This is a genomic window from Xenophilus sp. Marseille-Q4582, from assembly GCF_916700565.1.
Lineage (GTDB): Bacteria > Pseudomonadota > Gammaproteobacteria > Burkholderiales > Burkholderiaceae_C > Xenophilus.
Genome location: NZ_CAKAKO010000006.1, coordinates 85,380 through 104,492, shown reverse-complemented (window position 1 = coordinate 104,492; position 19,113 = coordinate 85,380). Strand labels below are relative to the sequence as shown.

Below are 19,113 nucleotides of genomic sequence, written 5' to 3'. Positions count from 1 at the left end.
TGCGAACCCTCTTCCCGGCGCTTCTGTTGTGAATTGCAGTTTCGATAGTGGGTTCAGTAGTACCTGGAAGAGATCTGCTGCTATCGTCTAACGGCTAGGACAATTGCCTTTCGAGCAATTAACCAGGGTTCGATTCCCTGTAGCAGCTCCAAGAATTCGGATGCGTAGACCCGTAAGGAGCGGGGGGAGTCTGTAAAACTCCTGTCGATGGCCCACTTGGTTCGATACCAAGAGCATCCACCATGTCCTGTTGGCGGAATAGGTAGACGCAGCACCCTCAAAAGGTGATAGTTCTAGGTTCGAGTCCTAGACGGGATACCAGAGATAATTGCCCCGGTGGTGGAATTGGCAGACACGCCGGTCTTAGAAACCGTATGCTGAGAGTTCGAGTCTCTCCTGGGGCACCAAACAATCTGTGTGTAGCGCAGCTTGGTTAGCGTACTCGCCTTGGAAGCGAGATGTCGGTGGTTCAAATCCATCCACACAGACCAAACAATTGGCATGTAGCTCAGTTGGTAGAGCACCCGGCTGTTAACCGGAAGCGCAGTGGTTCGAGGCCACTCTTGCCAGCCAGATGAAGGGTGGTGCCGTGCAGGGCACAAAGCGGGCTTGAACCCCGTGGCATCTAGGAATAGGTGATGGTTCGATTCCTTCACCACCCGCCAGTTAGTTAGCTACGGCCTGGTGCCGTTTATTCATTAGTTCTACCATTGCGGGATAGCTCAGTTTGGTAGAGCAGCGGGCTCATAATCCGCGTGTCGAGGGTTCAAATCCCTCTCCCGCATCCACTCACAAAGGGGCCTTATTGGCTCCTTTTTTATTTGGTTTACTATACGCAGCCTATATTCTGATTAGCTGCTATGACTACAACCAATAATTCTCCTGCGCCGGTGCCTTCCGGCAGTTCCGGGCCGATGCCTCTTTCGCTGGAGCAGTTCCGACAGGCATTGCCGGAAAAGCTCAAGAAGTCCATCAACCAGGAACTGATCGACCAGATCAATACCACGCTGAGCAATCCAGAGGAGTTCGAGGCGTACCGCAACAACCTGCTGAGCTACACCAAGGTGATGGCAGATGGGCGGTTCAAGGTTTCTGAGTACATCAACGCGGTGCGTTACGTGAGCTTCAAGCTCATGGGCATGTCGAACATTGATGCCTACAGCCGAACCTTCCCGGACAAGATTGCACGATTCAGTGCCCAAGGCGTGCAATCCAAGGACGTGGCTTCCTACGTCACGGCCTACAACAAGTCCAAGCTGGTGAACTTGATCTTCGAGCAGACACTGGTTCCGATCTGGGTGTTGAATGCCGACCTGGTTCAAAGAGCCCTCAATGTCCAGGCCGAATTGATGATTTCGGCCAAGAGTGAGAAGGTGAGATCGGACGCTGCCAACTCACTCCTGACGCACCTGAAGCAGCCTGAGAAGCAGGAAGTCCAACTCAATATCGGCGTACAGGACGACGGGGCCATTGCAAAGTTGCGTGAGGCAACGATGGAATTGGCACGGGCTCAGCGACTTCAGGTTGAATCTGGGGCTGCAAATGCCCAGGAAATTGCGCATTCAAAGATCCACTCAGTGATTGATGTGGAAGCAAAGGAAGTCGTTCCACGTTGAATTTCTGAATAGCCAATTACACTATTGCAATTGCAATAGTGCTTGGTTTCAGAAATTCAAAGATGGCCTCCAAAGGAAAATCTGCACCTGCAGCAATGCCTGCTGATGTTCGGGCATTGCTCGACGCAGCGGACAAAAGACACGGCTTTCCTGCTGGCCTGATGGCGGCAGTGATGCAGCAGGAAATTGGGGGGAACTACGACAAGTACCTCACCGACCCGACCCAGTACCACTATGCCGCAGGGCCTGATGGCCGACGCATTGCTCCCCACACTGGGCAGGTGTCCACGGCCTTCGGTCCCTTCGGGATCTTGGAGAGCACGGCCGCCAAGCCTGGGTATGGGGTGCGGCCTCTGGCCAGCAAGGATCTGGCTGAGCAGATTCGATTTGCGTCGGATTACCTGGCGGGACGCATCAAGCAGGCCGGCAGCATCGAAGCGGGCCTTGCTGGTTATGGGGAAGGGCGCAAGTACGCCAGCTCTGTGATGGGGCGCCTGGGCCAGCCGATTCCTGTGAGAGCACCGACCCAAGAAGCTGCCCCTGTTGTGGTGGCCCAGCCTGGCCGCACCGTCGATACCTCTGCGGTCCCGCCTCCTGTGCTGCCTATGCAGCCCGACGAATCTCGTGTCGTGCCCATGCTGGCGGAGATCGGAAACCGTGCCGCCCCTCCTGTTCTGGATGGTCGGGATCCCTGGCAAGAGTTCCTGTTGGCAAGCCAAGCGGCTCAATCGCCAGCGCAATCCAAGAGGGTTCTTCCCTCCGACCTCGACTTTGCTTCCAAGGCTGCAGTTCCAGCCCCGGTACTGACCGTGGCCGACATGCAAACCAACCCCAATTTCAACCTGTTCCAAGGATGGGACACAAGGATCTGATGCAAGAGAAAGCACCCCTGACGCCGACTGGCGATGACGGGATGCCGTGGAAGGTTGAGGACTACCTCAACAACACGGACTATTCGATTGATCCCGACTACGTGCCGAGCGACTTTGCTCTTGGCTTCGTGACCTTCATCAAGCTGGTGAACGGCTCCCAAGGCGAGGAAAACCTCACGCCTGTCGTCCACTACAAGATGCTCGACACGATCACACATCGTGGCAACCGAGTCATCAACCTGTGTCATCGCGGTATTGCCAAGACAACCGTGATGGCTGAGTACCTGTTCCTCTACATCGCCACCTATGGGGAACTGCCTGGCTTCGGTCTGATTGACCTGGCCATCTATGTGTCTGACTCCATCGAGAACGGGGTCAAGAACATGCGCAAGAACCTGGAGTACCGCTGGGAGAACAGCGACTTCCTGAAGAAGTTCGTGCCCAAGACTCACTTCACCGACATCCGGTGGGAGTTCCACAACGCGGACGGAAAGGTCTTCATCGTCAAAGGCTACGGCGCGAAGACGGGTGTTCGTGGTGCGAAGGAATTGGGCAAGCGTCCTCAGCTGGCGGTGCTCGATGACCTGATCTCCGACGAGGATGCACGCTCGGATACCGTGATCGCGGCTGTGGAAGACACGGTTTACAAAGCCGTGAACTACGCCTTGCATCCGAGGAAGAACATGATCATTTGGTCAGGTACTCCCTTCAATGCAAAGGATCCTCTCTACAAAGCCGTGGAGTCCGGTGCCTGGAAGGTCAACGTCTTCCCGGTGTGCGAGGTCTTCCCTTGCTCGCCGGAGGAATTCCGTGGTTCATGGCCTGATCGTTTTACCTATGAGTACGTCAAGGACCAATACGACCGGGCTGTGATGCTCGGGAAAGTGGATTCCTTCAACCAAGAGCTGATGCTGCGAATCATGTCGGACGAAGACCGACTGATTCAGGACAGCGAGATTTCTTGGTACAAGCTAAGCAATGTCCTTTCTAACCGGGACCGCTTTAACTTCTATATCACTACCGACTTCGCTACTTCTATCAAGCAGAAGGCCGACTATTCGGTCATCAGTGTCTGGGCTTTGAACTACAAGGGCGATTGGTTCTGGGTGGATGGCATCTGCAAGCGGCAATTGATGGACAAGAACATCTATGACTTGTTCAGGTTGGCGCAGGAGTACCGCCCTCAATCGGTTGGTATTGAGGTCACTGGTCAGCAGGGTGGCTTCGTCACTTGGATTCAGAACCACATGATGGAGCGCAACATCTATTTCACCTTGGCTTCCGAGGGGAACGACAACAAGCCGGGTATCCGTCCCAACTCCAACAAGATGGTGCGATTCAACACCATGCTTCCCATGTTCAAGGCGCACAAGATGTTCTTTCCTATCGAGAAGAAGAACGAAGCGCCCATGCAGGAAGCCATCAATGAACTGAGCCTCGCGTCCGTGAGCGGCTTCAAAAGCAAGCACGACGACTTCATCGACACGATCTCGATGCTCAGTTCCTTGCAGACCTGGCGGCCGAGCGAGACGGTTGCCATGGCCCGCAGCAATGACGCTGACGTGTGGACGGTGGACGACGACATGCACAGCGTCGAAGACCGCCTGGCCTCTTACATCGTGTGAATTCAACCAAATGAACCTTCAAGACATCTTCGATCAACTCTCCGTGGGGGAGTTTTCACAGCTGAGCATCGGTGGCCAAGAGCAGGGCGTGGTCAACGAATCCAATTGGGCTCGGATCCTGCCGCATGTGAACCTGGGGCTTACAGCCCTGTTCACCCGGTTCAACCTGCGACAAGGGCGACTGCGCCTCTCGCTGATTCCGCCCCGGACGACGTACCCGCTGGTGAGCGACTTCGCCCTGAGCAACCTTCGCTCTCCGCAAGCTGATCGCTTCATCCTGGATTCCGCTGAGGATCCATTCCTCGACGATCTCATCAAGGTCGAAAAGGTGACGGTGGTGGGGGGCGAGACACTTTCTCTCAATGACGCCGCGAACCCGCTGTCGGTGCTGACGCCGAAGATGAGCGTCCTGGCGGTTCCGGCACGCCTGGTTGAGCAAGACGTGACGCTGCCTCCCGAGCTGCGAGGTTCCACCTTGGAAGTGGTGTACCGGGCTCGGCATCCCCGACTCGAAATCCCACTCGGTTACTTCAACCCGGCACGTGAGGAAGTGGATCTGCCCGAATCGCACCTGGCGGCGCTGCTGTACTTCATCGCCAGTCGGGTACACAACCCGATCGGCATGGTGGAGGAGTTCCATGCCGGCAACAGCTACGCTGCCAAGTACGAGCAGGAATGCGCACGGCTGGAGCTGCAGGGTGTTCAGATTGACGCGGGTCAAGGCAACGATCGTTTCGAGCGCCAAGGGTTCTGCTAAGCAGATGAAGAAAGGGCTCCAATCGGAGCCCTTTTGGTTTTGGTTTCTCGGCCGAGTGATTAGCCCAGCGAATTCGTGCCGCTGGAGCCGAAGCCACCCGCACCGCGATCGGTCGATTCAAGCTCGTCCACCAATTCAAGCTGACCGGTATAGACCGGAACCACGAAGAATTGGAGAACTCGCTCGCCAGCCTTCCATTCAAAAGGTTTTCCGCTCTTGGTACGCAGTGCTGCCTTCCATTCCCCGCGGTAATCGCTGTCGATCACGCCACAGGTGTTGTTGAGTTCCAGTCCGTTCTTTGCGCCGGTGCTGGAGCGCGGCTGAATCAGTGCAACGAATCCCTTTGGGATTTCAGTAGCAAAGCCGAGCGGAAAAAACTTCGACTCACCATCTGCAATTCCGGCTTCGGGCATATGAATATCCCAAGCTGCGGCATCTGCGCTACCCTTTGCGGGCATAATAAAATTCGGATGCAATCCTTTGATTCGCATTTCCATTCTCTGGTTTATTTACTGCTGCCTTTTGGCAGAGCTACATGACTGACGTTAATACGGTTGAAGAACAACCAGTCGCTAAATTGGTGGATTGGAGTAATCCACCGAACCTGAGCGATCTTAAAGCAGATCTGCAAGGTGCGAAGTCGCACCACAACGCAAAGGTCGCTCAAATTGATGAGTGAACCGCCCCGGTTTTCGCGGAGGCTCCCTCGTTTGAGAAGATGGAGCCATCATGAGGAAGTCAGTGAAGTTTTCGCCGGAGGTTCGCGAGCGTGCGGTGCGCATGGTGTTCGATCACCGAGCAGAGTACGAATCGCAGTGGGCGGCGGTGGTGTCGATCGCCGGCAAGATCGGCAGCACGCCGCAGACGCTGCTGAACTGGGTGCGTCAGCACGAGCGTGACACGGGTCAACGCGAAGGCGTGACCACGGCCGAGGCCAAGCGCGTCAAGGAACTGGAGCGCGAAGTGCGCGAGCTTCGCCGCGCCAACGAGATCCTCAAGCTGGCCAGCGCGTTTTTCGCCCAGGCGGAGCTCGACCGCCGGCTGAAGTGATGTACGCCTTCGTGGACCGGCACCGCCAGCGGCATGGGGTCGAGCCGATCTGCAGGCTGCTGCAGATCGCCCCATCGGCCTACCGGCGGCACGCTGCCCGGCAGCGCGATGCGGCCTTGCTCAGCGGCCGAGCCCAGCGAGACCAGGAACTGATGGCCCACATCGAACGGGTGTGGCAGGCCAACCTGCGGGTCTACGGCGCTGACAAGGTCTGGCGGCAACTGCAACGCGAAGGCCACACGGTGGCGCGCTGCACCGTCGAGCGCCTGATGCGCCGCATGGGGCTGCGTGGGGTCGTGCGCGGCAAAGTCGTGCGCACAACGATCGGCGACGCGCGAGCGCCATGCCCGCAGGACCTGGTCAACCGGCAGTTCAGCGCGCAGCGCCCGAACCAGCTGTGGGTGAGCGACTTCACGTACGTGTCCACCTGGCAGGGCTGGCTGTCCGTGGCCTTCGTGATCGACGTGTTCTCGCGGCGCATCGTGGGCTGGAGGGTGAGCACGAGCATGCGCACGGACTTCGTGCTCGATGCCCTGGAGCAGGCCCTGTACGCCCGCCAGCCCGGCCAGGAAGGCTCGCTCGTGTGTCACAGCGACCGCGGGTCGCAATACGTCAGCATTCGCTACACCGAGCGGTTGGCCGAGGCCGGCATCGAGCCATCGGTGGGCAGCAAGGGCGACTCCTACGACAACGCTCTGGCAGAGACGATCAACGGGCTGTACAAGGCCGAGTTGATCCATCGCCGGGCGCCCTGGAAGACCAGAGAGGCGGTGGAGTTAGCGACCTTGGAGTGGGTGTCATGGTTCAACAACCATCGGCTGATGGCCCCGCTGGGCTACGTGCCGCCCGCCGAGTTCGAGACCACCTACTATCGCAATCTTGAGCGGCAGGCCAGCTCGGCCTGACTCAAGCCAACCAGCCTCCGCGAAAACCGGGGCGGTTCAGAGTGGCTGGACAACCTGAATGTCTCAGGTAAAGCCAAGCCGAAAACGGTGAAGGGCCGTTCATCTGTGGTGCCACGCCTGATCCGCAAGCAGGCCGAATGGAGATACCCCGCACTGACAGAGCCCTTTGTCTCTACGGATGAGCTGTTCAATGTCACTCCGGTGAGTTGGGAAGACCGCAAGGCGGCCCAGCAGAACAAGCTCGTTCTCAACTACCAGTTCCGCACGCAGATCGACCGCACCGCCTTCTTCGATGAATTCGTGCGCGCTGCCGTGGACGAAGGAACGGCGATCGTTCGCGTCGGCTGGGAGTTCGAGGAGGAAGAGTACGAGGACGACTTCCCTCAGTTCCGCTACGTGGTGGATCCGGCCCAGGCTGCGGTGCATGAGCAGTTGGCACAACTCAAGCAGGAATCGCCTTCCGACTTCTTCAAGCAGGTGCCTGAAGAGATGCAGCGTGCCCATGACCTGACCCTGACGGTCGGTCAGCCCATCATCCCGGTGCCCACGGGCATCAAGCGGGAGAAGCGCACCCGGGTGCTGAAGAACCGTCCGACCCTGGAAGTCTGTGACTACCGCAACACCATCGTTGACCCGACGTGCAACGGTGACCTGTCGAAAGCCAACTTCATCATCTACAGCTTCGAGACATCGCTTTCGGAGCTGAAGAAGGAAGGGGCGAAGTACAAGAACCTGGACAGCCTGGAGATCGTCAGCGAATCCATCCTGGGCCGGCCGGATCATGAGGCCAGCGAAGGGGTCAAGACCTTCAATCTCAAGGACAAGCCCCGCACGAAGTTCGTGGCCTACGAATACTGGGGCTACTGGGACATCGACGGTTCTGGCATCACCAAGCCGATTGTGGTGACCTGGGCAGGAAACACGATCATCCGAATGGAAGAGAGCCCGTTCCCTGACAAGGAACTGCCCTTCGTCCTTTGCCACTACCTACCCAAGCGCAAGAGCACACACGGTGAGCCCGATGGTGCTCTGCTGGCCGAGAACCAGCAGATTGCAGGGGCTGTGACCCGCGGGATGATCGACATCCTGGGTCGCTCGGCCAACGGCCAGACAGGCATCCGCAAGGACATGCTGGACGTGACCAACCGGCGCAAGTACGACCTGGGCCTGGACTACGAATTCAACCCCCAGGTGGACCCTCGCCAGGGCGTGTACATGCACACGTTCCCGGAGATTCCTCAATCAGCTCCACTGATGCTCCAGTTGCAGACCGTCGAGGCCGAGTCACTCACTGGTGTGCAGTCCTTCGGGCAACAGGGCATGAACGCGGGCAGCCTGGGAGATGTGGCAGCCAGTGTCCGAGGGGTGCTTGATGCAGCGTCCAAGCGAGAGATGGCCATCCTGCGCCGGCTGAGCAACGCGGTGGTGAAGATCGGTCGAAAGATCATTGCGATGAACGCAGTGTTCCTGTCCGAACGGGAGGTCATCCGCCTGACCAACGAAGAGTTTGCGGTCATCGACCGGGAAGACCTGCCTGGGAACTTCGACCTGAAGCTGAGCATTTCGTCGGCGGAGGAAGATGCCAACAAGGCGCAGCAGTTGTCCTTCATGTTGCAAACCATCGGCAACAACATGGACCCGGAAATGCGCAACATGATCCTGTCGGATATTGCGCGTCTCAACAAGATGCCGGATCTCGCCAAGAGGATCGAGAACTATCAACCCCAACCGGATCCCCTGCTGCAACGCAAGATGCAGCTTGAAATCGAATTGCTCGAAGCCCAAGTGGAATCTGAGCGTGCAAAGGCTGCGGAGTTGTCGGCCAACGCAATACTCAACCAGGCAAAGACTGGTACTGAGCAAGTCAAGCAAGGGAATATCCAATCCGATACCGACATCAAGAACCTCGATTTCGTTGAGCAGGAAAGTGGTGTGAAGCAAGAGCGAGAACTGCAAAAGCAGGGGGCTCAAGCCAGGGCGCAGACCGAAATGAAAATGATCGACCACGGCTTCAAGCAGCAATTGCAGGGACAAAAGATTGCGGCTGATTTGCTAAAGCATCGCAACAAATAATTCGGTTATAGTTGCGGCTTAACTTAATTAACTGGTTTAGTAATTACCTACTGCGTCGTTCTATGAGTGACATTCAACTCAAGGCGTTGGACAAACAGGATCAAGACAACCGCCAGCTCGTCGAGCTGGGGGATTCCTTGAATCGTCTGCGTACCAACCGTGACTTCAAGCGCGTCATCTCCCAAGCGTATTTCAAGGACGAGGCTGTTCGCCTGGTTCATCTGAAATCTGATCCGAACATGCAGGACGCTGAAAAGCAAAAGAGCATCGTCGCCCAGATCGACGCAATTGGCTCTTTCAGCGCATTCCTGAACACCGTGATGGCCAATGCGGCCCACGCTCGTCGAGCTTTGAGCGAGAGCGAAGCTATGCGCGAGGAAATCCTGGAGCAAGGGGACGACAATGAGTGACGCTACGCAGTCTCAGGAAGTGAACTACCTGCAGCTCTCCGACGAGGAAGTGATGGGCATGCAAGAGCCTGTCGCAACCATCTCTCCTGAATCCGCCGGCAATGAGATCCCGGCCCCTGATACCACTACCGACACTGCTGACGGCAGCAATCAAGCTGGTGATGATGGGCGTGATGGTGAAGCTGCCAACGGCGAAGGCTCCGACGAGGCGGCAGGCGACAAGCCTGCTGACGAGGAAGGAGCAGAAGCCGGTGGCAGCGAAGCATCAGACGCAAAGGATGAAGGTGGAAATCAGGCTGAAGATGGGCCTGCGAAACCTGCTGCAGACACACCTGCACCCATCGACTACGAGGCCGAATACAAACGGCTGATGGCCCCTATCAAGGCAGCCGGCAAGGAAATCCAACTCAAGAGCATCGACGACGCAATCTCGCTGGTGCAGAAGGGCGTTGGTTTCACGGCCCGCATGGCAGCCCTCAAACCTCATCTGAAGCTCCTGAAGCTGTTGGAAAACAACGGCCTCATGAGTGAAGAACGAATCAGCTACCTGATCGACCTGAATAACAAGAACCCAGGCGCGATCAACAAGCTGGTTCAGGAAAGCGGAATTGATCCGATGGACATTTCCGCTGAAAAGGCAAGCGAGTACAAGCAGACCGCATACGCTGTCGATGACCGCGAGCTTGAGCTGGATATGGTCCTGGACGAGATCAAAGACTCGCCGGCCTACACCCAGACGCTCAAGGTGATCGGTAGCCAGTGGGATGCTGCAAGCAAGCGGCAAATCGCGGACGCACCCCAGCTGATCCAGATCATCAATACGCACATCGAGCGCGGCATTTATGACCTGATCGCCAAGGAGGTGGAGAACGAGAAGCTGTTTGGCCGCTTGAACGGACTTTCCGACATCGAGGCGTATCGCCAAGTCGGGGATCGCTTGAACGCTTCCGGCGCTTTCGCTCATCTGGTGGCCCCCACCAGTGCGCAAGCAGGTAAGCGCGAAGTCACGCCCCCTCAGCCGAAACGCGATGAAGGCAAGGTCAAAGATCTGAAGCGTGCCGCAAGCTCCACCAAGAGCACGGCAAACAAGGCACCAGCCGCCGAATTCAATCCTCTGGCAATGTCGGATGCTGAATTCGAGAAGCTGGCAAGCAGCCAATACCTCTAATCTAGTTCCAGTTACCTAAAAATGACTCAGGCATATAACGCCCCTCCGGCCTCTGCATCAAGCATCGGCCCGCAAATCCGCACGGACTTCTACATCAAGAAGGCTCTGATCGAAGCCGACAAGGAAAAGTACTTCAGCCAGCTGGCTGATGTGACTTCAATGCCCAAGCATCACGGCAAGAAGATCAAGCGCTTCCACTACATCCCGATGCTGGACGACGCCAACCTGAATGACCAGGGTATCGACGCCGCAGGCGTGACGATCTCTGCATCCAGCTACTCGGTCACCATGCCGTTGGTGAGCACGTTCACTGTGGAAGCTGACGCTACCGCAGCGGCTGCTGCGGTGAACGCCGTGGAAGCTGGCACTGCCGTCAAGTCAGGTTCTGCTTCGCCGTGGACCGTGACCGTGAGCAAGCGTGTGTCGAAGTTCACGACCGACGTTCTGTCGGCTGCTGTCGTGGCTGCTCTGCCTGGCTCGTTCCGTGCCCAAGGCTCCGGCAACCTGTATGGCTCCAGCAAGGACGTCGGCACCATCTCAGGCAAGCTACCGACACTGGGTGAGCACGGTGGCCGCGTGAACCGTGTTGGCTTCAAGCGCAAGGAACTGGAAGGCACCTTCGAGAAGTTCGGCTTCTTCGATGAGTACACCCAGGAATCGCTGGACTTCGACACGGACGAAGAACTCGATCAGCACGTTCACCGCGAGATGATCCGAGGCGCCCACGAAATTACCGAAGACGCCCTGCAGATCGACCTGCTGAGCAGTGCCGGTGTCGTGGTGTACGCCGGCGCGGCCACTTCCAACGCAGGTATGGATGCCACCTCTCTGGTCACCTACGGCGACCTGATGCGGACATCCATCCTGCTGGACAACAACCTGACGCCGAAGTACACCAAGATGATCACGGGCACCCGCTTCGTGGACACCAAGGTGATCCCAGGCGCTCGTGTGGCCTACATCGGCTCGGAACTGCTGCCCACGCTGCGTGCGATGAAGGATCTGCATAACGAGCCGGCCTTCATCCCTGTGGAGCGTTACGCCGCTGGCGGCAACGTGCTGCGCGGTGAGGTGGGTTCCATCGACGCCATGCGCTTCGTGGTCGTGCCGGAGATGATGAAGTGGGCAGGTGAAGGTGCTCCTGTGGGCAACAACACCGACACCTACGAGACCAATGGTCGCTTCGACGTGTTCCCGATCCTGATCGTGGGTGCGGAGAGCTTCACCACCATTGGTTTCCAGACCGATGGCAAGTCGGTGAACTTCAAGATCCTGCACAAGAAGCCCGGCGAAGCCACGGCCGACAAGAACGATCCCTACGGCGAAACCGGCTTCATGTCGATCAAGTGGTACTACGGCTTCATGGCTCTGCGTCCTGAACGCCTGGCCCTGATCAAGACCGTCGCCAAGCTGTAAGCCTGGCCGCAGCATGACCGAGTGGGGGAGGACACCCTCCCTCACTCGGTTTCCGGTCCTGACCGCACCAACCAATTCCCCTCATTCCAATGTCTGACCTCGAAATCTCTCCGGCCGATGAACTGGCCGCACTGAAGTCACGCGCCGATCTTCTGGGTGTGAAGTACCACCCGAGCATCAGCGCCGAGAAGCTGCGCGAAAAGATCGCCGCTGCGCAAGCCGAGCAACCTCAAGCCCAGAACCAAGCATCTACCGCTGCCGAGACCGGCGTTGTGGCTGAGACCGCCAATCAAATGCGCAAGCGCCTGAAGGATGAAGCGCTGCGTCTGGTACGCATCCGCCTGACCTGCATGAATCCGGCGAAGCGCGAATGGGACGGTGAAATCTTCACCGTGGCCAACTCTATGATCGGCTCGGTGAAGCGTTTCGTGCCCTTCAATGCCGAAGACGGTTGGCACGTCGAACACATCCTGTACGAGTTCCTGCGCGATCGCCAGTGCCCGATCTACGTGAATGCCAAGGACAGCCGTGGCAACACCATCCGCAAGCACAAGATGATCAAGGAATTCGCCATCGAGATCCTGCCCGCGCTGACTTCTGAAGAACTGCAGGAACTGGCAGCCCGCCAGGCTGCAACGCGCGCGATCGACTAAACCAAGCCCTGTAGACATGGCGACTCTCCCTGCAATCCCTCCGCTGAATCTGTCGGAGCTGACCACGACAGTGGTGGACGGTACTGGTGTGTTCGACAAGCTGATGACAGCTTTCCACAACCACATCGACCGTGAGTTCAAGCTGAACCGCATCAAGGGACCGGAGTATTCCCAGGTCTACCTGGGTGGCGTTCAGACCATCCTCGGAACTTCGCTGGAGTTCCTGACCCGTGGGCGCAAGGACTTCCTCGAAGCACAGCTGCTGCAGCAACAGATCCTGTTGGCACAGGCTGAGGTGGAGAAGGCCGGTGTTCAGCTGCTGATCGCACAGGCTGAACTGGAGAACACCAGAGCCCAACTGCCGCTGCTGCAAGCCCAGAAGGATAAGCTGGACGCTGAGATCATCCTGCTGGAAAAGCAGGGCCTGAAGATTCCGGCTGAGATCGCGCTGCTGGAACAGCAGAAGCTGAACTTGGTGGACGAGCTGCTGACCACTGCGAAGCAACGTGACAAGCTGGATGATGATCTGCTGACTGCTGTGAAGCAGAGGGATCGTCTGGATCAGGAGATCCTGAACCTGGCAGCGCAAGAGAGTCAGATCACGTCCCAGACTGCCCACATTGAACAGCAGACGCTGACCGAGGTGGAGAACACCAAGGTGGCGGTGGCAACCGAATGCAAGTTGCGTGCTGAGTACGAACTGATCACTGCGAACGTCACCAAGTCCGGTGCCGAAACGACGCTTCTGGCACAGAAGCTGGCAACGGAACGTGCACAGACGGATGGCTCTGGTGTGGCGACCAACAGTGTCCTGGGCAAGCAGATCGCGCTGTACACGGCTCAGGCCGAAGGCTTCGCACGAGATGCGGAACAGAAGGCCGCGGACATCCTGGTGAAGTCGTGGATCGTGCGGCGCACCACGGACGAAGGCACCGAAGCCAACAGCACCAACCGTCTGGGCGACTCTCACATCGGGTCGGCGGTGCAGAAGCTGCTTTCCGGTGTTGGGGCCTGAGCCTTTCAGTCGTTCACAAGGGGAGCCGGAGGCTCCCTTTTTTTCTTCTTTCAGATCTCAGAGATTCCCGGCATGGGCCTGTTCAGCTCCAAATACAAGACCTACGTGGGCACCTCAGCCCAGCGCGTCATCGAGGACGACAACCTCCCTGATGCCTCCAAGCAAGCCATCCTCAATGCGGTGCTGACGAACACCGACATCGTGGATTCGCTGCTGGAGTTCTTCAACGGCAGTGTCGGGGCGAAGCTGGAAAAGGTGTACGAATACGCCAAGACCAACTACCCGATCGGCTTGCCCAGCTCCTACACGAAGAACCAGAACCACGGGCGGGAAGCTGCGCAGGCTGTGATCGAACAGGCTGAAGGGCAACCTGTGACGGTGGAGTACTGCCGTGTCGGGCCACCCAACATGCTGCACATCGGTTGGGCGCGCTTGCAAAGCGAGTTCGGCTACCAGGTGGAAACCAACACGCTCAAGCCCCCTGGTATGCCAGCCGACCTGGAGTACTGGCTGGTGGATATGCGTCCCGTCATCGGATCAGCGCAGGCCGAAAACCTGACATCTCAATCGCTCGCCACCTGGGGCAAGTCTCCCAAGGCTGGACCGACGCCTGAGAGACGCTGGGAAACGACAGCCATCGGCAAGTGGAACTACAACCCCGCACTCGACAGTGTTGGCTTCACCGAGCCGCTGGTGAAGTCTGGCCTGATCGGTGAGTACATGGAAGTCACGTACACCTTCCGTCATCCCGACGATCGACAGGTGAGCCCGTTCGGGGTGGAAACCTGGCCCTATCGACAGGACACGTTCCAGATCCCCGTGTCGGGCTACGACCCCGAGGCGGACTACTTCCACGTCTGCTACCTGGTGGACACCCAGGTGAAGTACGTGCTCTACAAGGTGGGCGAGGGCACCTACCCGACGCTGGACGCCTATTACGACTTCCCCGAGGAGGAGGGGGAGTTCTTTCCGCGAATCTATTTCCGCTTCATGAAGCTCTCGATGGAATTGCAGAAGGATACGCCCCACTACAAGACCTCGAAAAAGATGCTGAAGATGCTCGGCATGGATTACGCACAAACAATTGAGGCAATCCATGAGAACCCCGACATCAAGGACATTGAAACTGCCTTCATGCACGTAGCAGTGCCTGCTGTCAGCGAGAACAGGATCGTCAATAGATACCTGTACGAATTCTTTGATGTGATGTTCTATCGGCAGGATCACCGGGAGCGCGACAAGTTGAATCTATTTCAGAGGTTTGCGCTCGATCCTACGAATTTCAGCTCGTCCACGGATATTGGAATCATGGACGCCTGGATGCGAACCGGCGTGCAGCACAACGGCATCACCAAAAAAAGGATGGCCGGCAAGATCGGTCCGAAGGGAACCTATATCAGCGAGGAATCTGGCTACTTCCAGTCCACCACGTATTACGTGGACACGGAATCAGGCATTCCAATGGAGCAGGTCGAGACCACCTGGGTGCCTGTTTTCTATTACCGCTATCAGGCGTCGGAAGATACGTACTTTGAAATTGCGGTAATTCAACTGCTGGTCGTGTATTGGATTCAGGACAAGGTTGCTATTGCGGTTGACGAAGACGAGCTTGGAAGAAAGTTCAATGTCCTGCACATTCCTGTTGATCGCTCGATCTGCAAGAACTACCCGGCAAAAGACAAGGAAGATCTCTACGCAATTGGCCTTCACTTCGTCTTCAACAGCCTGATCGTCCAGAAGATCAAGTGGTATCAGTCCAGCTGGTTCACTGCACTGATGGGTGCAGTTGGGGTGGTCCTTACCGTGATTGGCTTTGGCTACGGGATGGAAGGCTTCCTCGCTCAGCTAGGCACAGCGATTACTACGGGAACGGTGGTGCAGTTGCTGGTCAACACCGTATTGAAGTTGGTAATCTCAAACGTGGTCACCGATGTCATCGTCAAGGCAGTCGGGCCTCAACTGGCTGGTGTCCTGGGCATCATTGCTGCTGCGGTTGGATACCTTGGAAAGACGACACGAATCGGAATTCCGATGGCCACCGAATTGCTGGCGATGGGGAATTCGCTCATCACCAAGGCAGGCGAAGCTGTGGGTGAATTGCTCCAGGCCCTGAAGGTGGAATCGGACACCTTCAACATGATCGCCGAATTGCAACTGAATCAATTGGAGGAAATCAATAAGCAATTGGATGCCGGCGTGACGAACCTGATTGATCCACTGGTGATTTTTGGAGAGACGCCTACCGACTATATGAACCGAACTGTTCACTCCGGTAACATCGGAGCTTTGACTTTTGATGCGCTACACAATTACGTGGACGTGGCGCTTCGACTACCTTCTTTTAACGACACTCTCGGAAATACGCTAAATGGCAACCGCGTTTGATTACCGCTCTCAGGCGTTCAACAGTATTCCTTCTGTTGGCTTGATGGAGTCCTTGGCCAACTATGGAACGACCCCTATCAACGTATTGACAGGAGGAACGGCGTTGGGGAACACAAATTTGGTTGCCCCTTCGGTAGTGGCCAATCCTCTCGGCTATGCTCCAAGCCCTTCGGCAATGCTGACGGCAGGTCCATCAACTCTAGGTTCTGAGGCCGTTCCTAGCACAAACTGGTGGGGGTATACCGATCAAAAAACAGGGGCGTACTCTCCTGGAATTGTTCAACAAGGGCTGGGCATCGCCCAAGGCATCGGCAACCTGTACCTTGGGATGAAGCAGTACGGCTTGCAGAAGGACATCTTCGAGAACAACAAGCAGCAGTACGCCCAGAACTACGCAGCCCAGCGGACACTGACGAACGCTCGCCTAGAGGATCGTCAGCGTGCTCGTGTGGCAGCCAACCCAGATGCATACGAAAGTGTTGGTTCCTACATGGCACGCAACAGGATCGTGTAACCGTAAGTCGCACTTCTGGTATAAGGGCTCCCTTCGATAGAAGAGGAGCTTTTTTCATGCGTGGTGTCAGTTCTATGGTCGCTGCTGCCGTGTTCTTGGTATGTGGAGCAGCTCATGCTGACCTACCCATGAACAGCCAACTCTACGATCGCTTTGGTGCTCAATGGGTTGACACTTACCGATGCACAAAAAACAACCATATCTCTGAAGCAGAGGCAGAAGCTGCCCGTGAACGCATTGATAAAAACCTCCAGCGATATGATTTTGACCAGGCGACCTTACAGAAAAGCGTGGATAGAGAAGAACGGACTCCTCAGCCGAGTTACGAGAGATGCTTCAGTCTTCTAACTGCTGAGCACCAGCACATGAGGAATATGCTGAATGCGCAACGTGCGGCGAATAGCATTGCGTCTCAACAGCAATTCCAACAGCAGTTTAATCAGAACGCAACTAAGACGACTTGGTGCAACAGATTTGGTCAGCAAGTGATGTGCACCACGTACTGAATAATTTTCTGTATGCAGTTCCTCAAAGATCTCGGTTCGATCCTGAAGAACTCTTCTCGCATTGCCGCCCATTCTGTTCACAGAACTGCAGTTCGGCTGGAAGAGATTAACGAACAATCAAGACCTCAAATCGTCAGAAGTCCTACGCCTTGTCAGCATGAATCGCTTCACCAAGTTGAGGAAGCCTTGGCCTTTGGATTGACCAAAGAGCAAATTCATTATCTCGGGGTTCCTATCAAGGCAATCGCTTACTTGGTTAAGTACCGGGTATCCAAAGATGAGCTGGCTGCCGCATTGAGTCGAAAGAAGATCAAAGGCGCTTTCTGCGGAGATATTCTGTGGGTGGAGGACAAAAAATTTACCAAGTAAATAGGTGAGACAATACATGCCATTTATCTACTTCCACTACGGAACCTAAATGGCATCCCCTATCACTTGGCAAAACGTCACTGGGCCTCGGAACGATGAAGTGTTCCGGGGCCTTGCCGCAGCAGGCACCAGCATCAACGCTGGTTTCGATCAATTCAACAAAGTCATTCAGCAAAGGGCTGATGCTGAAAAGGCAGCTCTTGAAGCCAACAGCGCCTATGCACGCGAGCAGCTGCTGAACACCCTCCAGGGAGCCAGGACTCCCGAGGATATTGTGAAGCTCCAGGAATCAGGTCAACTCGACCAGATGCGGGCAGGGCTGATGACCAAGGATCTTGCTGCCGTCCGCGGTGCTGAAGACGCTCGCACGGCAGCAGTTCAGAAGGTCATTACCGAGCGCCAAGCGTTCGAGCAGAACCAGCTCGCTCAGAAACAGTTGCCCCAAGTCAACGAGATCAAGAAGCGAATCGCAGGTGGAGACTTCGCTGGTGCGCGGTCCTTGCTGCAGGCAAGCCCGGACCTTATCGAAGGCGCTGCACTGGCTCAAGCAGCCACCGAGGCTGAGCGTGCTGGCAAGCGTTTTGGCTGGGAATCCGATCGTGCGGCCGACGAGCAGCAGATGCGTCCTTTGCAGCGTCAGGCGACCGAGCAGCAAATTGCGGCCAGCAAGGCTCAGGTCACTCGTGCCAATCAAGAAAGCGAAGATCGTCGGCAAGCCCGTCTGGATACGGAAGCAGCCAAGGCTGCAGAGCAGGTGCAGAAGTTGACCGAGAAGCTGACGCAGCAGAACAACGGGCTGATCGGCTCGGAGGCTGGGCTGAAGGCAGTTACCGATTCGTTGAGCACCGTGTTCGGTAAGGATTCAGAGAAGCTGCAGATGGCTGTTGGAAGCCTGAACCGGGCACTGGAAAAGAATCCGGCCCTGCGTGAGCTACCTGTCGATGCCGTTCAATCGGCCGTACTAAAGCTCGCCGATAGCATCAAACCTGGATGGTTGTGGAACAGCGACTATTCGACGGAGATCGGGAAGGCCCTTGATGCCGCGATGGAAACGCAGCAGCCGGGCATGTTGGCACGCCAAGCCGTGCGGGAAGATCTTCTGGCCAAAATCCAACGAGCCCGAGGTGTTGCTGACCGCGCCGACCGACGTGCCTACCCGGATCTGTTCGGTACTGCTGAACCCTCCAGTTCAACCGCTCAGGGCGAGCGTGCACGAAACTCGAATGATGACAATCCCGGCACTGTTGTCGCTCCCCGGGGATCACGTGATCCCGAACCCAGTACGTCTCAGGGCCTTGGTTTGGATGCTGCACGCCCGAATCCAGCTATTGCAGCAGAGCAGGCAATTCAACGTCGCCTCTATGACGTGGAGACTGCTGAAATCGCGGCAGGCGAGCGTGACAGCTATTCAGCCGAAGCACAGAAGTTCTTGGATGCACGTACCGCAGCTGATCGCCAGGCCATCATTTCCGGGGTCAATACCGCAGGGGATGCTGCACAGAACCTGAATGCCGCAGCCCTGGATTTGGTAACGATGATCCCCCGTGGTTTGATGGGTGCAACAAACACTGCAATTCGTGGCCTCAACGCATTGGGCGCCCCGGTGCCTTATTTGCCCGACGAGGGATACCTGAGCAGTCTCACCCCTTACAGTGACAGACTCGCCCTCAGCCGCAATTCCCTGAGCAAGGAAGAACTGGCTAAACAGCGCAAGCAGTTGGAAAAGGAATTGGCAGAGCTTCGCAAGAAGAATTAACGTCAAATCAAATACACTCGCCT

18 protein-coding genes, 7 tRNA genes and 1 other annotated feature are annotated in these 19,113 nt (G+C 56.6%); of the genes, 24 read left to right on the top strand and 1 reads right to left on the bottom strand.

Annotation, left to right across the window (positions count from 1 at the left end):
* The first annotated feature begins 76 nt into the window (after nucleotides 1-76).
* The 11 genes from LG388_RS20495 (at nucleotide 77) to LG388_RS20445 (ending at nucleotide 4,870) form a co-directional block, all read left to right on the top strand.
* A tRNA-Glu gene (locus LG388_RS20495) sits at nucleotides 77-151 on the top strand.
* Between the two features lie 93 nt (nucleotides 152-244).
* Nucleotides 245-321, top strand: a tRNA-Leu gene (locus LG388_RS20490).
* 9 nt (nucleotides 322-330) lie between these two features.
* Nucleotides 331-407, top strand: a tRNA-Leu gene (locus tag LG388_RS20485).
* 6 nt (nucleotides 408-413) lie between these two features.
* Nucleotides 414-491 (top strand) — tRNA-Pro (locus LG388_RS20480).
* 6 nt (nucleotides 492-497) lie between these two features.
* A tRNA-Asn gene (locus LG388_RS20475) sits at nucleotides 498-573 on the top strand.
* 6 nt (nucleotides 574-579) lie between these two features.
* Nucleotides 580-665, top strand: a tRNA-OTHER gene (locus LG388_RS20470).
* A gap of 46 nt (nucleotides 666-711) precedes the next feature.
* Nucleotides 712-788 (top strand) — tRNA-Met (locus LG388_RS20465).
* A gap of 72 nt (nucleotides 789-860) precedes the next feature.
* Complete coding sequence (locus LG388_RS20460; RefSeq protein ID WP_225784526.1) at nucleotides 861-1,616, top strand: hypothetical protein; 756 nt, start codon at nucleotides 861-863, stop codon at nucleotides 1,614-1,616.
* A gap of 62 nt (nucleotides 1,617-1,678) precedes the next feature.
* Nucleotides 1,679-2,488, top strand: a complete 810-nt coding sequence (locus LG388_RS20455; protein ID WP_225784525.1) for a hypothetical protein — start codon at nucleotides 1,679-1,681, stop codon at nucleotides 2,486-2,488.
* On the top strand, nucleotides 2,488-4,113 hold the full coding sequence (locus tag LG388_RS20450; protein WP_225784524.1) for a hypothetical protein: 1,626 nt from the start codon (nucleotides 2,488-2,490) through the stop codon (nucleotides 4,111-4,113). The genes LG388_RS20455 and LG388_RS20450 overlap by 1 nt, the downstream gene beginning before the upstream one ends.
* A gap of 10 nt (nucleotides 4,114-4,123) precedes the next feature.
* Complete coding sequence (locus LG388_RS20445; protein ID WP_225784523.1) at nucleotides 4,124-4,870, top strand: hypothetical protein; 747 nt, start codon at nucleotides 4,124-4,126, stop codon at nucleotides 4,868-4,870.
* Nucleotides 4,871-4,929: 59 nt separating this feature from the next.
* Here LG388_RS20445 and dut read toward each other — a convergent pair whose 3' ends face one another.
* Nucleotides 4,930-5,367 carry a dUTP diphosphatase gene (dut, locus tag LG388_RS20440; RefSeq protein ID WP_225784522.1) on the bottom strand — a complete coding sequence of 146 codons (438 nt, stop codon included), beginning with the start codon at nucleotides 5,365-5,367 and terminating at the stop codon, nucleotides 4,930-4,932.
* Between the two features lie 38 nt (nucleotides 5,368-5,405).
* Between dut and LG388_RS20435 the strand changes: the two genes are divergently transcribed.
* The 13 genes from LG388_RS20435 to LG388_RS20375 all read left to right on the top strand — a co-directional run bounded on the left by LG388_RS20435 (nucleotide 5,406) and on the right by LG388_RS20375 (nucleotide 19,090).
* Nucleotides 5,406-5,549 carry a hypothetical protein gene (locus LG388_RS20435; protein ID WP_225784521.1) on the top strand — a complete coding sequence of 48 codons (144 nt, stop codon included), beginning with the start codon at nucleotides 5,406-5,408 and terminating at the stop codon, nucleotides 5,547-5,549.
* A 50-nt stretch (nucleotides 5,550-5,599) separates the two neighbouring features.
* A protein-coding gene (locus tag LG388_RS20430; RefSeq protein WP_225784520.1) for an IS3 family transposase occupies nucleotides 5,600-6,825 on the top strand; the annotation gives its coding sequence in 2 pieces (ribosomal slippage) (nucleotides 5,600-5,888 and nucleotides 5,888-6,825; 1,227 coding nt in all).
* Nucleotides 5,878-5,994 (top strand) — a sequence feature (AL1L pseudoknot). It overlaps the preceding gene by 117 nt.
* Before the next feature lie 108 nt (nucleotides 6,826-6,933).
* Nucleotides 6,934-8,898 carry a hypothetical protein gene (locus LG388_RS20425; protein ID WP_225784519.1) on the top strand — a complete coding sequence of 655 codons (1,965 nt, stop codon included), beginning with the start codon at nucleotides 6,934-6,936 and terminating at the stop codon, nucleotides 8,896-8,898.
* A gap of 62 nt (nucleotides 8,899-8,960) precedes the next feature.
* Nucleotides 8,961-9,308 carry a hypothetical protein gene (locus LG388_RS20420; RefSeq protein ID WP_225784518.1) on the top strand — a complete coding sequence of 116 codons (348 nt, stop codon included), beginning with the start codon at nucleotides 8,961-8,963 and terminating at the stop codon, nucleotides 9,306-9,308.
* Nucleotides 9,301-10,476, top strand: coding sequence for a hypothetical protein (locus LG388_RS20415; protein ID WP_225784517.1), 1,176 nt, complete (start codon nucleotides 9,301-9,303; stop codon nucleotides 10,474-10,476). The genes LG388_RS20420 and LG388_RS20415 overlap by 8 nt, the downstream gene beginning before the upstream one ends.
* Before the next feature lie 21 nt (nucleotides 10,477-10,497).
* On the top strand, nucleotides 10,498-11,892 hold the full coding sequence (locus LG388_RS20410; RefSeq protein WP_225784516.1) for a N4-gp56 family major capsid protein: 1,395 nt from the start codon (nucleotides 10,498-10,500) through the stop codon (nucleotides 11,890-11,892).
* 89 nt (nucleotides 11,893-11,981) lie between these two features.
* Nucleotides 11,982-12,545: a hypothetical protein gene (locus LG388_RS20405; RefSeq protein WP_225784515.1), complete on the top strand. Its 564-nt coding sequence runs from the start codon at nucleotides 11,982-11,984 to the stop codon at nucleotides 12,543-12,545.
* A gap of 16 nt (nucleotides 12,546-12,561) precedes the next feature.
* Nucleotides 12,562-13,560, top strand: a complete 999-nt coding sequence (locus tag LG388_RS20400; RefSeq protein ID WP_225784514.1) for a hypothetical protein — start codon at nucleotides 12,562-12,564, stop codon at nucleotides 13,558-13,560.
* A 72-nt stretch (nucleotides 13,561-13,632) separates the two neighbouring features.
* Nucleotides 13,633-15,945 (top strand): hypothetical protein, encoded by a 2,313-nt coding sequence (locus LG388_RS20395; RefSeq protein WP_225784513.1) that lies wholly within the window; start codon nucleotides 13,633-13,635, stop codon nucleotides 15,943-15,945.
* Nucleotides 15,929-16,459 carry a hypothetical protein gene (locus tag LG388_RS20390; protein WP_225784512.1) on the top strand — a complete coding sequence of 177 codons (531 nt, stop codon included), beginning with the start codon at nucleotides 15,929-15,931 and terminating at the stop codon, nucleotides 16,457-16,459. The genes LG388_RS20395 and LG388_RS20390 overlap by 17 nt, the downstream gene beginning before the upstream one ends.
* Before the next feature lie 128 nt (nucleotides 16,460-16,587).
* A complete protein-coding gene (locus tag LG388_RS20385; RefSeq protein ID WP_225784511.1) occupies nucleotides 16,588-16,965 on the top strand; it encodes a hypothetical protein in 378 nt (125 codons plus the stop codon).
* Between the two features lie 12 nt (nucleotides 16,966-16,977).
* Nucleotides 16,978-17,334: a hypothetical protein gene (locus LG388_RS20380; protein ID WP_225784510.1), complete on the top strand. Its 357-nt coding sequence runs from the start codon at nucleotides 16,978-16,980 to the stop codon at nucleotides 17,332-17,334.
* 49 nt (nucleotides 17,335-17,383) lie between these two features.
* On the top strand, nucleotides 17,384-19,090 hold the full coding sequence (locus tag LG388_RS20375; RefSeq protein ID WP_225784509.1) for a hypothetical protein: 1,707 nt from the start codon (nucleotides 17,384-17,386) through the stop codon (nucleotides 19,088-19,090).
* Nucleotides 19,091-19,113 lie beyond the last annotated feature (23 nt).

What these genes read in the sequence shown, in the direction of transcription:
- LG388_RS20445 (WP_225784523.1), top strand. Translation starts at nt 4,124, where the DNA reads ATGAACCTTCAAGACATCTTCGATCAACTCTCCGTGGGGGAGTTTTCA.
- LG388_RS20375 (WP_225784509.1), top strand. Translation starts at nt 17,384, where the DNA reads ATGGCATCCCCTATCACTTGGCAAAACGTCACTGGGCCTCGGAACGAT.
- dut (WP_225784522.1), bottom strand. Translation starts at nt 5,367, where the DNA reads ATGGAAATGCGAATCAAAGGATTGCATCCGAATTTTATTATGCCCGCA.
- LG388_RS20455 (WP_225784525.1), top strand. Translation starts at nt 1,679, where the DNA reads ATGGCCTCCAAAGGAAAATCTGCACCTGCAGCAATGCCTGCTGATGTT.
- LG388_RS20460 (WP_225784526.1), top strand. Translation starts at nt 861, where the DNA reads ATGACTACAACCAATAATTCTCCTGCGCCGGTGCCTTCCGGCAGTTCC.
- LG388_RS20410 (WP_225784516.1), top strand. Translation starts at nt 10,498, where the DNA reads ATGACTCAGGCATATAACGCCCCTCCGGCCTCTGCATCAAGCATCGGC.
- LG388_RS20400 (WP_225784514.1), top strand. Translation starts at nt 12,562, where the DNA reads ATGGCGACTCTCCCTGCAATCCCTCCGCTGAATCTGTCGGAGCTGACC.
- LG388_RS20450 (WP_225784524.1), top strand. Translation starts at nt 2,488, where the DNA reads ATGCAAGAGAAAGCACCCCTGACGCCGACTGGCGATGACGGGATGCCG.
- LG388_RS20405 (WP_225784515.1), top strand. Translation starts at nt 11,982, where the DNA reads ATGTCTGACCTCGAAATCTCTCCGGCCGATGAACTGGCCGCACTGAAG.
- LG388_RS20390 (WP_225784512.1), top strand. Translation starts at nt 15,929, where the DNA reads ATGGCAACCGCGTTTGATTACCGCTCTCAGGCGTTCAACAGTATTCCT.
- LG388_RS20380 (WP_225784510.1), top strand. Translation starts at nt 16,978, where the DNA reads ATGCAGTTCCTCAAAGATCTCGGTTCGATCCTGAAGAACTCTTCTCGC.
- LG388_RS20385 (WP_225784511.1), top strand. Translation starts at nt 16,588, where the DNA reads ATGAACAGCCAACTCTACGATCGCTTTGGTGCTCAATGGGTTGACACT.
- LG388_RS20395 (WP_225784513.1), top strand. Translation starts at nt 13,633, where the DNA reads ATGGGCCTGTTCAGCTCCAAATACAAGACCTACGTGGGCACCTCAGCC.
- LG388_RS20435 (WP_225784521.1), top strand. Translation starts at nt 5,406, where the DNA reads ATGACTGACGTTAATACGGTTGAAGAACAACCAGTCGCTAAATTGGTG.
- LG388_RS20415 (WP_225784517.1), top strand. Translation starts at nt 9,301, where the DNA reads ATGAGTGACGCTACGCAGTCTCAGGAAGTGAACTACCTGCAGCTCTCC.
- LG388_RS20420 (WP_225784518.1), top strand. Translation starts at nt 8,961, where the DNA reads ATGAGTGACATTCAACTCAAGGCGTTGGACAAACAGGATCAAGACAAC.